This is a genomic window from Pedobacter folensis, from assembly GCF_056490665.1.
Window position 1 is genome coordinate 1,184,765 of the sequence record NZ_JBWJIF010000001.1, and the last position, 13,728, is coordinate 1,198,492.

Annotated in this window: 13 protein-coding genes; 11 read left to right on the forward strand and 2 right to left on the reverse strand. The window is 34.3% G+C overall.

Translation table 11 applies throughout. The features are described 5' to 3' along the window. Positions 1-22: 22 nt before the first annotated feature. Positions 23-1,147, reverse strand: coding sequence for an AI-2E family transporter (locus AC04QZ_RS04740; protein ID WP_478356787.1), 1,125 nt, complete (start codon positions 1,145-1,147; stop codon positions 23-25). A 207-nt stretch (positions 1,148-1,354) separates the two neighbouring features. Between AC04QZ_RS04740 and mnmE the strand changes: the two genes are divergently transcribed. The 6 genes from mnmE to AC04QZ_RS04770 all read left to right on the forward strand — a co-directional run bounded on the left by mnmE (position 1,355) and on the right by AC04QZ_RS04770 (position 7,059). After that, entirely contained in the window at positions 1,355-2,713 is a 1,359-nt protein-coding gene (mnmE, locus tag AC04QZ_RS04745; RefSeq protein WP_478356788.1) for a tRNA uridine-5-carboxymethylaminomethyl(34) synthesis GTPase MnmE, read from the forward strand. Positions 2,714-2,958: 245 nt separating this feature from the next. Beyond that, positions 2,959-3,315, forward strand: a complete 357-nt coding sequence (locus AC04QZ_RS04750) for a helix-turn-helix domain-containing protein (protein ID WP_478356789.1) — start codon at positions 2,959-2,961, stop codon at positions 3,313-3,315. Then, positions 3,312-4,439, forward strand: a complete 1,128-nt coding sequence (locus AC04QZ_RS04755; protein WP_478356790.1) for a phage integrase SAM-like domain-containing protein — start codon at positions 3,312-3,314, stop codon at positions 4,437-4,439. Before AC04QZ_RS04750 ends, AC04QZ_RS04755 begins: the two co-directional genes overlap by 4 nt. A gap of 50 nt (positions 4,440-4,489) precedes the next feature. Beyond that, on the forward strand, positions 4,490-5,296 hold the full coding sequence (locus AC04QZ_RS04760; RefSeq protein ID WP_478356791.1) for a hypothetical protein: 807 nt from the start codon (positions 4,490-4,492) through the stop codon (positions 5,294-5,296). A gap of 94 nt (positions 5,297-5,390) precedes the next feature. Then, on the forward strand, positions 5,391-5,726 hold the full coding sequence (locus AC04QZ_RS04765) for a helix-turn-helix domain-containing protein (protein ID WP_478356792.1): 336 nt from the start codon (positions 5,391-5,393) through the stop codon (positions 5,724-5,726). A gap of 127 nt (positions 5,727-5,853) precedes the next feature. Further along, complete coding sequence (locus tag AC04QZ_RS04770) at positions 5,854-7,059, forward strand: VapE domain-containing protein (protein ID WP_478356793.1); 1,206 nt, start codon at positions 5,854-5,856, stop codon at positions 7,057-7,059. Between the two features lie 449 nt (positions 7,060-7,508). Here AC04QZ_RS04770 and AC04QZ_RS04775 read toward each other — a convergent pair whose 3' ends face one another. Continuing rightward, the gene (locus AC04QZ_RS04775) at positions 7,509-7,751 is read right to left on the reverse strand and encodes a helix-turn-helix transcriptional regulator (RefSeq protein WP_478356794.1); all 243 of its coding nucleotides are present in this window, start codon (positions 7,749-7,751) and stop codon (positions 7,509-7,511) included. A gap of 86 nt (positions 7,752-7,837) precedes the next feature. Here AC04QZ_RS04775 and AC04QZ_RS04780 point away from each other — a divergent pair, with 86 nt between their 5' ends. The 5 genes from AC04QZ_RS04780 (at position 7,838) to AC04QZ_RS04800 (ending at position 13,711) form a co-directional block, all read left to right on the forward strand. Beyond that, a complete protein-coding gene (locus AC04QZ_RS04780) occupies positions 7,838-8,050 on the forward strand; it encodes a hypothetical protein (protein ID WP_478356795.1) in 213 nt (70 codons plus the stop codon). 15 nt (positions 8,051-8,065) lie between these two features. Next, positions 8,066-8,281, forward strand: a complete 216-nt coding sequence (locus AC04QZ_RS04785; protein WP_478356796.1) for a hypothetical protein — start codon at positions 8,066-8,068, stop codon at positions 8,279-8,281. Between the two features lie 407 nt (positions 8,282-8,688). After that, complete coding sequence (locus AC04QZ_RS04790) at positions 8,689-9,003, forward strand: helix-turn-helix domain-containing protein (RefSeq protein ID WP_478356797.1); 315 nt, start codon at positions 8,689-8,691, stop codon at positions 9,001-9,003. Further along, entirely contained in the window at positions 9,003-11,720 is a 2,718-nt protein-coding gene (locus AC04QZ_RS04795) for a restriction endonuclease (RefSeq protein ID WP_478356798.1), read from the forward strand. Before AC04QZ_RS04790 ends, AC04QZ_RS04795 begins: the two co-directional genes overlap by 1 nt. Then, the gene (locus tag AC04QZ_RS04800) at positions 11,720-13,711 is read left to right on the forward strand and encodes a site-specific DNA-methyltransferase (protein WP_478356799.1); all 1,992 of its coding nucleotides are present in this window, start codon (positions 11,720-11,722) and stop codon (positions 13,709-13,711) included. The genes AC04QZ_RS04795 and AC04QZ_RS04800 overlap by 1 nt, the downstream gene beginning before the upstream one ends. The last annotated feature ends 17 nt before the right edge of the window (positions 13,712-13,728 follow it).

Here is a 13,728-nt window from a genome sequence, read left to right on the forward strand (position 1 = left end):
CTCCATCTTCCATCCGCACAACCTATCCCTTCTCTATTCCCGTTTTGGTAGCCACTGGCTTTTTCTTCCTAAAGTTTGGAAAAGTCATCGGGCTTTTGGCTGGTCGTTCATCGCCTAATAACACACCCCATTGTTTAAATGATTCTGTACGGTCAAAAATAATTTTGAGTACAGCCACAATCGGTAACGCGAGGAACATACCGGAGACACCTGCAATGCTTCCTCCTATAAATACCCCCAGAATGGCAAATAAAGCATTTATTTTTACTTTAGAGCCTACAATGCGCGGCATCAAAATGTTATTATCTAAAAACTGAACAAAGGCAATAACCCCTAAAACGGTAATGACCGGCCACAATTCTTGAGAGGAAGTAAGGGTTAACAGCACCCCAATTAAGTTACCAATTAAAGCGCCCACATAAGGAATCAGGTTTAATATGGCAAAGATCACCCCAATTAATAAGGCATGTTTAATACCGATTAGCATTAATATTCCGCCCAATAAAATGGTCATATAGGTGATTTGGATCAACAGTCCGATTAAGTAGCTTTTAATGATCGACTCCGTTTCATAAATGGCTTCTTTCACTTTTGGATGATCATCGGTTTTAAACCACATGAAAATAAAACGCAATAAAATGTCTTTATAAAAAAGCATCAGGTAAATATAGATGGGCAATAAACCGATAAATACAAAAATGCCACTTAACGTTACAGCGGCACCACCAGCTAGTGAGGTACCCATGTTCATCAGATCGTCGCTTTTAGTTTGTATGAAGGCTTTTTGCTGCTTATCGTCGTAATGGGTAATGCGACTGATCCAATCGCTCAACGAATTAATATGCTGTGTTACATTCGATTTTATCTGTGGAAAATCTTTAACCAAAATGCCAATCTGGTTCGAAAAAAACCAAACAATCAAGGCTACAAAGAGCGCGACCAGTAAAATGGATAGAATAATGGCTAATGATTCTGGTATTTTTTTTCGTTTTAAGAAGCGATACACCGGTAACAACATAATGCTGATAAAAAAAGCCATCAACATGGGCATGATAATGTCTCTTCCGATTACCATAACGGCTACAATGGCCATCAGCCCCAATAATTCTATCGATCGTTTAACGGTCAGGGGTAAATTGTTCGTCATAAAAAGCTTATTCTGATTTGAGGTTTAAACACCATCGGAGTGAAAATGTTTTAAATAATTAGTTGTTGGTTGGGCGTTTGGCGGTGAGCGCTTGGCGTCAGTTAACCGATTTCAACAATTAACCATTTAACCCTTGCTTAAAAAAATTACTTCCCTTACACGATATACCCATAGATTAGCCTTATTTTTGCAGCTTTAATACCGAACATGAACAATCAAGATACCATTATTGCTTTATCTACGCCTTCCGGTTCAGGCGCCATTGGCGTAATCCGTTTATCTGGTCCGGAGGCTATTTCATTGACCAATGCCGTATTTGCAGGAAAAGATTTAGAAAAGCAGGCCTCGCATACTTTACATTTTGGTCTGGTTAAGGATGGCGATCATATTGTTGATGAGGTTGTAGCAGGTTTATTTGTTGCCCCTAAATCGTACACCAAAGAAAATGTGGTAGAGATTTCCTGCCATGGTTCTAATTACATCATCCAGCAGATTATTAACCTGTTAATTAGCAAAGGTGCACGTGCTGCCAAACCAGGCGAATTTACCTTACGTGCTTTTTTAAATGGTGCTTTCGACTTAAGTCAGGCAGAGGCAGTAGCCGATTTAATTGCCTCCAATTCGAAAGCTTCGCACGATGTGGCCATGCAACAGATGCGCGGTGGTTTTGCCAACGAATTAAAAGGCTTACGCGAGCAATTGATCCATTTTGCATCAATGATTGAGCTCGAACTCGATTTTGCTGAAGAAGATGTAGAGTTTGCCAACCGTGAACAATTAAAAAACCTGGTTAACAAAATCAATTACGTTCTGCAACGTTTAATCTCCTCTTTCGAAATGGGAAATGTGATTAAAAACGGTGTTCCTATTGTTATTGCAGGCAAACCTAATGTGGGTAAATCTACCCTGTTGAATGCCCTCCTGAATGAAGAACGGGCTATCGTTTCGGATATTGCCGGGACTACCCGCGATACCATTGAAGACGAACTGACCATTGGTGGCATTGTTTTCCGTTTTATCGATACAGCCGGAATCCGTGATACAGCCGATATTATTGAAGCTTTAGGAGTAGAACGTACCTTAGAGAAAATGAAACAGGCTAAACTGATCATTTATATGGCCGATGCTGCTCAAAGTATTTCAGAAATTGAAGAGCAGATTCGGGGTTTGAAGCAATTGGCTATCCCATATTTAATTTTAGTCAATAAAGCCGACCTCATGGCAGACACACAGCGTAAGGCTTTCGAAGCTTTAGAAGTTGTTTTTATTTCTGCTAAAGAGAAACAAGGTATCGATGAATTAAAAACCACCTTACTGGAACAGGTTAACTTGCATCACATAAACACCAGCGAAACCCTTGTGACGAATATCCGCCATGTAGAAGCTTTAAAACAAACCGAACATGCCCTGCAAAGGGTTTTGGCCAATGTAGATAATCCGGTAACCTCTGATTTCTTAGCCATGGATATTAAACAGGCTTTACACTATCTCGGTGAGATCACAGGTACTGTAACTACCGATGATTTGTTGGAGAATATATTTACGAAATTCTGCATCGGAAAGTAATAAACAATAAATACTGAGAAATAACAATTAATAAATCATAATAAAGCCCTTATAATCAACAATTATAAGGGCTTTGTGTTTGTTGATGTTTTTTGATTTTTTTGTACCTTTCGTTAATATTTGTACCTTTATTAGGATGTTTTTAAAAAGGTACAAATAAATACAGTATTTTTAATTGATTGGAGAAATGATGAAACACTTTGAAACATCAGGAAACAGTTAGAAACATCCTGAAACAATTTTATATGAGTTCAAATATCAGATTGAATAGATTTTGTGAGGAGTGTAATGCATTATTTGTCGCTAAAACTACAGTGACACGATTTTGTAGCAGGTCTTGTAATGGTAAAAATCTTAAGAACAAGATAAAACGGTTAAAGATTGAAAACAGTAATCAGGAAACCAAGAAAGTTAAGGAACAATCAAAAAATGAACTTAACGGAATGGCGTATTTGAGTATTCAAGACACCTGTACATTATTAAATATAAGCAGAACTACTCTGTGGAGATTGCTGAACCAAGAAGTTATTAAAGCCTACAAATTGGGTGGCCGTAAAATTATTAAAAGAGAAGAAGTCGATAAATTATTTGTCAACCTATGAAACAGAACCGCACAGTAAAATTAAGAGAGAAAAAATTAAATGATGGTCGATTGAGCCTTTATTTAGATTTTTATCCTCCCGTTTACATTCCTGAGACTGGAAAAGAAACCCGAAGAGAGTTTTTAAAAATTTACCTGTTCGAGAAACCGATAAATGCCATTCAAAAAGAGCATAATCACGTTTGTAAAACAAAGGCAGAAAGCATTCGTGCTGAAAGAAGTTTGCAGTTCATCAATCAAAACTTTGATTTTACCGACCGTTTATCTTCAAAGATGGATTTTCTTGCCTATTTCGAGCAAAAGGTTAAGAAACGTAATTCATCAAAAGGGAATTCGGATAACTGGTTTGGCTCATTCAAATATTTGAAACTATACACTGGAGGTAAATGCACTTTTGGCGATGTGGATGAAAGATTTTGCGAGGGTTTTAAAGAGTTCTTGAAAAATGTAAAATCACTTAAATCTGAAACGGCAGGTTTGGCTCAAAACTCCCAGTATAGCTATTTTAATAAGTTCAGGGCTTGTGTTAAAGAAGCTTTTGAAGAACGCCTATTTTCTATCAACCCCATTCTTAGGGTAAAAGGAATTCCCCAGGGCGAAAGTGAAAGAGAATATTTAACTTTTGAAGAGCTGAAAGCACTTTTTGAAACAGATTGTGAACCAAATGTTTTAAAAAGAGCATCTATATTTTGTGCTTTGACAGGTTTAAGATGGTCAGATATGATTAAACTTACTTGGAAAGAAGTACAACATTCCGAGCAAGACGGATATTTTATACGTTTTACCCAACAAAAAACCAGTTCAAATGAAACGTTGCCAATTGCCGAACAAGCCTACGAGCAATTAGGAGAACGAGGTAATTTAGAAGATAGAATTTTTAAAGGCTTGAAATATTCCGCTTATACAAATGTTCAATTAGCACGTTGGGTAATGAGTGCTGGAATAACCAAAAAGATTACTTTCCATTGTTTTAGGCATACCTACGCTACTTTACAATTAACAATGGGTACAGATATTTATACCGTATCAAAACTATTAGGCCACAGGCATTTAAAAACCACAGAGGTTTATGCAAAAGTTATTGATAAAAAGAAAGTAGATGCATCTAAACGTATTGTGTTGTAGTTATGAGGCAAATCATCCTAAAGCAAAATAAGAACCTTAAATATCTCCCATTGGCTTTTAATAATAATATTAAAGCTGTTAAGGAGGAATTAGAGGCTGGGCACTCTAAGCTCCATGTGTTTCAAGTACAGGATATTAATGGTGTATTATTTAATGTAAATAGAGAAATAAATGCAGAAAACATTTACGAGCTGTTTGGCGCACAAATAGAAATGTTGCTTGATATCCTTAAATATCTAAATGAGAGCATAGAGGTTTACGAACGTTACGAATTACTGAAGGGCTTTATTGCTGAATATGAACTCATAAAACAATTGACAAACAAACCCGTTTTTGACATTCTTAACCATCACATTGATTTTATGGGTAGCGAGTTAATCCCATTGGTAAATAATCATATTGAGCGGATTGATGAAGAATTGAAAATCAAGAATCACAAAAGTTTTGTTAGAAAAAATCTGATAGATAAATCTGTGGTGGCGTTTACAGCAGGTGTTAACGAGGTAGAAATTAAAGGAATTTTGGCGTTTATGAGGATAAAATGTGCAAATGAAGCGGATTTTTCAGCACTTAAAAATGAGCTATTAAATATTGGTGACTCACATCCTGAATTTTATAATTTAAATAATGTTACTCCTGACGATATGATCCTATTTTTTAAAATTATGCAAGACAGGCAGATCTTATCCAAAATTACCAATAAGGATTTATCTAAGTGGCTACACAGAAAATTCAGGTATTTTAAAAATGGAGATTACCTAATTGGACAGTCTCAAAGGACAATGCTTGATAAGTTAAACGTTAAATTGACAGCAAAAGAAAAAATAAAAGAATTGAATATCCATTTCAAAAAATAATTGAAACTTACGTGTTATGGCGATGCACGTAAGTTCTGAGGCTTACTTTGTGATACTAATAAATACTTATTATTCATCACATAAATAAAGCCTTATGAACGATTTAATGTTAACATCCATAAGAAAGGAAGAACTATCGGCAATGATCGAAAGCAGTGTCAGAAAAGTTCTTTCAGAAACCCCATCCTCAAATTCGGAAGAAAAGCCACAAGATTTCTTAAGTATCGAAGAGGCATCCAAATTTCTCAATCTTGCTAAAGCAACGGTTTATACTTTAACCTCCGCAGGGAAAATACCAGTCATTAAGAAAGGTAAAAGGCTATATTTTACTAAACAGGAATTAATGGACTGGTTGAAAAAAGGGCGTAAAAAAACAATTGAAGAGATTGAAGAAGAAGCGACCCAGTATGTTCGGAAAAATAGGTATTAAGGATTATAAATAAACAAAACCGAAAACACTGATAGGCTTTCGGTTTGTGAAATCGTGCGAAATGGTTTTCTTTTTGACGAAGTAAATATACCATTTCGTAATTAATTATCAATTAATTACTTAAAAAATGGATGACAAACCCAATTATGAATTAGATAATTCGGAGAGCAATAGTAGTACAGTAAAAATGATTAAATTTCTTTTCTCGAAATATGATTTTATAAATAATACCATACTGAATGAAGTGATGGGTAGCTTAAAAAGCAAAAATCATTTCAGCCCAGTAAATCCCAATACCTTATATATTGAATCGAGACAGGCAGGTTGTAGGACAACTGTAGGAGAGATCAATACATTTTTAAGTTCTGATTATATCAGAAAAATAAATCCTTTTGAGGAATATTTCTCGAAAATTTCTAATCTCTGGAACGAACTTGAGCATGGCGACTATATCTCAAAATTTTCCTCATATCTTGATGTTGAAAACCAGCAAAGATTCGCAATTCAGTTTAAAAAATGGTTAGTTCGTTGTGTAGTTTGTGCTTTAGTTGATGACTATTTTAATAAACAGGCACTTGTGCTATCTCAATCTGACCAAAACCGTGGTAAAACATCATTTATGCGTTTTCTAGTTCCCGAAGAACTTGCTGGTTACAAGGTTGAAAATATTTCAATTGATAAGGATAGCTTGATAGCCCTATGTCACAATTTCTTAGTTAATCAGGATGAACTTGCAACATTATCAAAAAATGATATCAATGCACAAAAAACGTTAATGAGTAAGTCCTATATAAAGGTTAGACATCCGTATGATAGAAAACCTAAGCTTGAGCCAAGAAGAGCATCTATTATGGGTTCAACAAACAAAACTGACTTTCTTACCGATGAAAGTGGTAGTGTTAGATGGCTGTGTTTTGTACTTAACGATATTAATTGGGCTTATAAAACTGAAATTGATATAAATATTGTTTGGTCACAAGCCTATCAACTTTACAAAGGTGGATTTAAATACGAAATGACAAGCGAAGAAATTGCTGAAAATGAAATGGCTAATAACAACCATACAGTATTTACGGTAGAGATGGAGCTGATACAAAAGTACTATATGCCTGGGACAAAAGATGATTACGATCAATTTTACACTGCCACAGATCTAGCTCAAAATTTAACAACAAATGTTGAGGGGAAAATAAAGGTTAGTCCTATAGAAATAGGAAAGGCAATGAAGATGCTAGGTTTTGAGCAATCACAGCGTAGAGGTCATGAAAATCAAAAATATGCGGTAAAAGGTTATCTGATAAAATACAATTCTCTTACTACTTACTATAAATAGTTAATATGCTTTAATTCAGGCGAATATATGTAGTAGTAACAAAAATTTAAGTTACTACTATCTACTACACATTTCTGTAGTATGTAGTAAGAGAAGTAAGTGGATTTACCATTTTCACGTTAAAAATCGTTACAAATACTGTATAAGATAAACAGTAATTTTAAAACTAATGTATATACGTTTATGTAAACATGCGTGTATACGTATATACGTAAAGATATATTTGCGTATAGATATATATGCGTATAAACATATATACGGAAGGATAATTTCCTTACTGGCGGAAATAGGTGTGTTTTCTATTGTTGTTTTTAATATTGCAAGATGTGTTTTTGTGTATCGTAAAACCCTGCGGTTTTACTTCACTCAAAAACTTTCTTGCCAATTTTCCAAGAAAAATTGGAGATACAAAATTCGCAACTCATTTTGTGTAGTAATAGAAGATAGCTTTATAGCGGTAAATCAGGAAAGAAATCCTTGATAGAGCAATTTAAAATTTGCGCTAATCTATTTAAATGATTGAGGTTATACTTTGCTCGGTATTTTGGGCTTTCGATATGGCCAATGAAACCTACCGATAAATCAAGTGCTAAAGCAAGATCGGCTTGTGAAATGCCAGCAGTGATTCTCAATTCACGCACTTTGTTAATTACGTAAATATCAATTTCTGATTTTAAAAGTGCCTTGCTCATTGCTGTGCAAGAACGGAAAAGCGATTTTTTTAAACACCTATGCAGGTATAAGTAAAATTTGTATATTTACTGCTCAATAAGTGTTTATGACGGTTTTCGGTAAATTTATATTAGCATCGGTCATCAGTTTCTTTTGCATGGTTGGAGCATTAGGGAGTAAGCATCCTGTTTTCCTAATTGCATTGGCTATGCTTTGTTGGATTATATTTGCATGGTCTGTTTCTTCAGGCAGTAAACGCAAACAGCAAAATAAAAAAGATTTTGACGAGTTTATGAAGTTTAAAAATAGAGGTTATTAATTCTTATTTTTGAGTATGCCCGAGACACTAAACATCAAAAACAATGGTTTTGTTACCTACATTCGTATAAGCGAACTGCCACAACACGAACAAGAACCATTTAGAAAGTGGCTTCTAGCCGATGGGCAAACACGCCCTGTCATAGAGGAAGAAACTGATCCGCTGGATTGTGCTTATCCTTGGGATTACGAGTTATGGAAATCAAATCCAAATGCTACTCATTTGCTTTAATTGATTTTTTTCTTTTTGCTGTAATTTAAATTCTCGAGATCTCACCTAAATATAGTTTTGCTATATTATCAATTTTTCAGCCCCACAATTTATAGCTACGCTATATTTATGCTTTCAAAAATATAGCGGTCGGTATGTTATAATGCTTTTTTGTAATAGTGGTTTGTTTTCGTTTTAAATACCGTTACTTATACCTGTATCGGTCGAAATACTATTAGGGTTTTAAATAATTGGTTTTGTAGTCTATTTAAGGGCCACTACTTACTTTTTTGTTGGTCGGCATATTATTATGCTTCTAGGTGTTAAGTTTAATCCCTTTTAATGTTAGTAAATTTTCATAATCTAGAAGTCTTTTACCATCGCATATTATTTATATTTGACATTGTTGTCCAGAAAATACAATCAAGATGAAAGAAGAAAATTTAGGGGTGTATATCAGACAATTGAGAGAGAATGCTAATATGCCATTAAGGAAGTTGTCCGCTTTACTCGATATAGATCAGAGTACCTTAAGTAAATTGGAGCGTGGAGAAAGACCGATAGCTCGACAAATGTTGCCAATTATAGCAAAAACTTTCAATGTAGATGAAAAAGAAATTGTGGTAAAGTTTATGAGTAAGCAAGTTGCGTATCAATTGGTAGATGAAAAATATATTAAAGATATATTGTTGGCAGTTGAACAAGAAATTAAATACTTAACGAAAGCGGTCGATAATAAGTAATGGAGATTAAATTAGAAGAATTACAATATCAACAGACTGCCATTCGATCGGTTGTTGATGTGTTTGATGGGAATATTAAAAATACTTTTGATAATGCTTGTTTTGAGGGCATACGATCAAATAATTGTACGTTATCCATTGAACAAATTACTGAAAACATCAAGGCTGTTTCAACCGAAAATGCAATTGATAATCAAACGGCAAAAATTACTAGTGAAAATGAGGTTACCATTGAGATGGAAACAGGTACGGGTAAAACCCTTGTTTACATAAAGACAATTTGCGAATTGTATAAACATTATGGGTTAACAAAATTTATAATCCTAGTGCCATCCGTTGCCATTCGTCAAGGTGTATTAAAAACGCTAAATACCTTTGAAAGGCAATTAGAAAGTATTTATGGCTTCGTGCCGAAATCATTTGAATACAATAGTAAAAAGCTAAACAAAGTAACCAATTTTATTGAGGAGCAATATCCACAAATCATGGTAATGACTTTGGCTTCTTTTAATTCAGAAGATAAAATCCTCAATCAGGCTAAAAGGGAAGATTTATTTGCTAATATACCTTTTATAGATGCTATTGGTAGAACGAATCCAATAGTTGTGATGGACGAACCACAAGAAGGAATGGACACAGTAAATTCTGTAAAGCAAATAGCAAAACTCAATCCGCTGTTCAAATTAAGATATTCGGCTACTCATAAAGTGGTTAAAAATTTAATTTATCGTTTAACTCCTTATGATAGTTATAAGCAAGGCTTGGTAAAAAAAATTGAAGTATTAACCGTTACCGAAAAAAATGATGAAGCGACCCTTAAGCTGGAATTGACAGAAATACAAAATGGTAAAAATCCAATTCGTGCGAAAATTAAAGCCTGGCATCAGTCTGCAAATGGAAGCATAGATTTTAAAGAAACCAAATGGTTGAAAGATGGAGATAATTTAGGCGAATTAACTAATAATCCAAGTTATCTTAATTATCATATTGAACGAATTAACAAAAGTTTGCGCACAGGTAAATGGTCGGTTACTTTTACCAACGGAACACAGATTTTAGAAAAACAAACTTCGGGTAATATAGAAAGTATATGGGCACTACAGCTAGAATGGTTGATGATTCGTCACTTTACCAAAAAGCAAAAATTACAAGAAAAAGGTATCAAATGCCTATCCCTTATATTTATTGATAAGGTTGCAAATTATGTAAGTGATGAACCGGTTATCAAAAACCTTTTCATTGAAAAATACAAAAGCATTTATGCCGAGTTTCATGATGGACAAACACCCTCGGCGAGTGATATTGAAGCTGTACAAGGATTCTATTTTGCTAAAACAGGTAAAGGAGAGTTTACAGACAATGAAACCTCGATGCGTAAAAACTCAGATGTTTTTGATGCTATTTTAAAGGATAAGGAGGAATTGTTAACCTACGGTGATTCCGTAGCAAATAAAATTGAATTTATATTTTCACACTCTGCGTTAGGTGTAGGTTGGGACAATCCAAATATTTTCAATATCGCCACATTAAATAACTCTTATTCAGAAATTAAAAAAAGGCAAGAAATTGGCCGTGGTTTGCGTATATGTGTTAATCAGGATGGACAACGTGTTTATGATGGTCTGGAAATAACTGATGAAGAACGCATTAATCAACTTACCGTTATCCCAAATGAAACCTACGAAACATTCGTAACGCAGTATCAGGAGGAAATTAAAGAAACTTACGGTACAACTTCGGCTGGTGCTGGAATGACCCATACACATAAAGGTAAACCTCAAAATCAAGTCAGTTTTAAACGTAATCAAAGCGAAACCATCAATCAAGCCTTTAAAAGGTTTTGGAAAGCATTGGCCAAAAAGACAAATTATTCCGTTGCTTTTGATGAAGAAGCTTTGGTTACAAGAAGTAAAGAAGCACTAAGCACTATAAAAATAGCCGATTATCAAGCTGAAGTAACCAGCCGATCCATTGGTGCGATAAGCGAAAGTGGCATTGCGGATGACTTTGGAGGAACGGAATCGTATAAACTGAAAGCTAATTATTCTGCTTTGGATTTATTAGAAGAACTAAGTGAAAATACAAGCTTATCATATACAACTACTTTTAAAATCATTGAAAATATTGGTAGCATTAATTCCTTCGCAAAAAATCCACCACAATATATTCATCAAGCCTCTGCATTAATTAAGAATATAGAACTAGAAGAAATGCTAAGGGGGTTAGATTACCATTTAACAAGCGAAGTATTTCCTTTTGACTTTGATGATTTTGTGAGAAATATAGATGAAAGTAGCTATGTGACGACACCTAACAAAGGTGTTTTTGATAAGCAATTGATAGATAGCGATGTTGAACGAAAATTTGCCATAGGTGCCGATTTAGATGATGAACTTATTTGTTTTCTCAAATTGCCCAGCTACTATAAAATACCTACTCCAATTGGAGATTATGAGCCAGATTTTGGTATTGTAATGAAAAGAAAACAATTGCGAGACGGTAAGGAAAGTGAATTTTACTTTGTAGTAGAAACTAAAGGAACAAACGATATTAATAATAAAAAAGCTTTAAAAGAAAGTGAAGTCTATAAAATACAATGTGCTGTAAAACACTTCCGAACGCTTGGCGTAGAGGTGCAATACAAAGCACCAATAAAAGATTATCAATACTTTAAAGACGAAGCTGTAAAAGACATTAGTGCCTTAACACAAAAATAATGAGCAATCAAGAATATACAGAAAATCCATTAGAAAATGTACAATCTCATGATTGGAATCAAGAACGATTGGAACAATTAAAAATGTTGATGCCCGATTTGTTCACCAATGATGGCAAGCTAAACATAAACGAACTGAAAAAGGTGATTGACCCCAAAAGTGTGAATGAAACTGAACGGTATGAATTTCGTTGGTTTGGTAAAAGCAACGCCAAACGAGAGGCTTTCACATCAACTGATGCCACATTGATTTTTGATGAAAACCGAAGCGTAAATCCTATAGAAAGTGAAAACCTAATTATTGAGGGCGAAAATTTAGCAGTACTAAAGCTATTGAGCCGAAGCTATAGAGAGCAAATTAAATGTATTTACATAGATCCACCTTATAATACTGGAAACGATTTTGTTTATTCTGACAAGTTCAATCAAGACAAAAAAGAATATTGGGAAGATACCGAAGTTACTGAGGAGGGATATAAGATAGATTCTAACACAGAAACAGATGGACGCTATCATAGTAACTGGCTAAATATGATGTACAGTCGTTTACTAATAGCAAGACAGCTGTTAAGGGAGGATGGTGTGATTTTTATATCATTAGATGATAATGAAATCCATCATTTAAGGAAGTTGTGTGATGAAGTTTTTGGTGAAGAAAATTTTTATTCATCAATAATAGTTCGTTCAAACAGCCGTGGACAAACTTACAATCAAATAGCTAAGACACACGAATATATCCTCGTATATACAAAGTCAATAGATGGGGATTTGCTGGAATTGGAAAAGAGCAATGATAACTCTGACCTCAATTTGGAGGATAATGTTGGGAAATTTAATATTAGGGAATTGAGAAATCGTAATCCAAAGTTTGGCAAACACAATAGACCTAACTTGTTTTATCCAATTTACGTCAATCCTAATTTGATTGACAAAGATGGTTTTTGCCCTATTTCATTAGAAAAATCGGAGGAATTTACTTTTAAATCCGAGCCGTTCAATTCAAAAGGAATTGAATCTTGCTGGCGCTGGGGAAAGACAAAATTGACTAATAATCTTGAAAAAGAAACTTTAACTAGTAATGTTGTTGCCAAAATTAAGGGAGACGGTAGTTACGGTATTTTTGAAAAATACAGAAAAACAACATATAAACCAAAATCAATTTGGGATGAAAGTGCTTTCTTAACTGAAACTGGAACAGTTGAAGTAAAAAGTTTAGGGTTTGATGGAGAATTTGATTTTCCAAAGCCTGTAGAGTTAGTTAGAAGATGTATAGAGCTAACAGTAGAAAAAGATGATTTGGTTTTGGATTTTTTCGCAGGCTCAGGAACAACTGGGCAGGCCGTACTAGAGCTGAATAGAGATACAGATAAAAATATCAAGTTTATTATTGTTCAACTACCTGAAAAATGCAACGAGCAAAGTACTGCACTAAAAAACGGTTATAAAAAAATCAGTGATATAACAATAGAACGGAATAAACGCGTGGTTGAAAAAATTATTGAAGAAAAGAAAAATAAGCAACCCGATCTGTTCGATAAAAAGGAGGATGACGAAAATCAGTTAAATGCTAGTGGTTTTAAAGTTTTTAAACTCGTAAAATCTAATTTTCCAAGGACAGAATACGCACCCGATCCTGAAAAATCGGATGAAGAAAACGTAGAAGCGTTAAAAAAATATATCCGGGATAAAGAAGCACAGTTATTAACCGCCTTTAACCGTGATGAACTAATAACCGAAATCTTGATTAAAAATGGTTTCAAGTTAAACTATACAATAGCTAAACAAGAACAGTTTAAAAAGAACGAAATCTTTTTAGCTACAGATGGAGATAAAGAAACCTTAATCTGCTTAGATGGTACTTTAGCAGACGAAACCGTAGAATATTTCAAAACTAATATTGATCAGAAACTGATTGTACTTGAACGTGCATTAGATACTACTAAGAAGTGGAATTTGAAGCATAGTATGGGCGATAAGTTTAAGGCTTTTTAGTAACTGGTTTACAAGTA

Coding starts and splice junctions, on each gene's coding strand:
- AC04QZ_RS04740 (WP_478356787.1), bottom strand. CDS start 1,147: ATGACGAACAATTTACCCCTGACCGTTAAACGATCGATAGAATTATTG.
- mnmE (WP_478356788.1), top strand. CDS start 1,355: ATGAACAATCAAGATACCATTATTGCTTTATCTACGCCTTCCGGTTCA.
- AC04QZ_RS04750 (WP_478356789.1), top strand. CDS start 2,959: ATGAGTTCAAATATCAGATTGAATAGATTTTGTGAGGAGTGTAATGCA.
- AC04QZ_RS04755 (WP_478356790.1), top strand. CDS start 3,312: ATGAAACAGAACCGCACAGTAAAATTAAGAGAGAAAAAATTAAATGAT.
- AC04QZ_RS04765 (WP_478356792.1), top strand. CDS start 5,391: ATGAACGATTTAATGTTAACATCCATAAGAAAGGAAGAACTATCGGCA.
- AC04QZ_RS04770 (WP_478356793.1), top strand. CDS start 5,854: ATGGATGACAAACCCAATTATGAATTAGATAATTCGGAGAGCAATAGT.
- AC04QZ_RS04775 (WP_478356794.1), bottom strand. CDS start 7,751: ATGAGCAAGGCACTTTTAAAATCAGAAATTGATATTTACGTAATTAAC.
- AC04QZ_RS04780 (WP_478356795.1), top strand. CDS start 7,838: ATGACGGTTTTCGGTAAATTTATATTAGCATCGGTCATCAGTTTCTTT.
- AC04QZ_RS04785 (WP_478356796.1), top strand. CDS start 8,066: ATGCCCGAGACACTAAACATCAAAAACAATGGTTTTGTTACCTACATT.
- AC04QZ_RS04790 (WP_478356797.1), top strand. CDS start 8,689: ATGAAAGAAGAAAATTTAGGGGTGTATATCAGACAATTGAGAGAGAAT.
- AC04QZ_RS04795 (WP_478356798.1), top strand. CDS start 9,003: ATGGAGATTAAATTAGAAGAATTACAATATCAACAGACTGCCATTCGA.
- AC04QZ_RS04800 (WP_478356799.1), top strand. CDS start 11,720: ATGAGCAATCAAGAATATACAGAAAATCCATTAGAAAATGTACAATCT.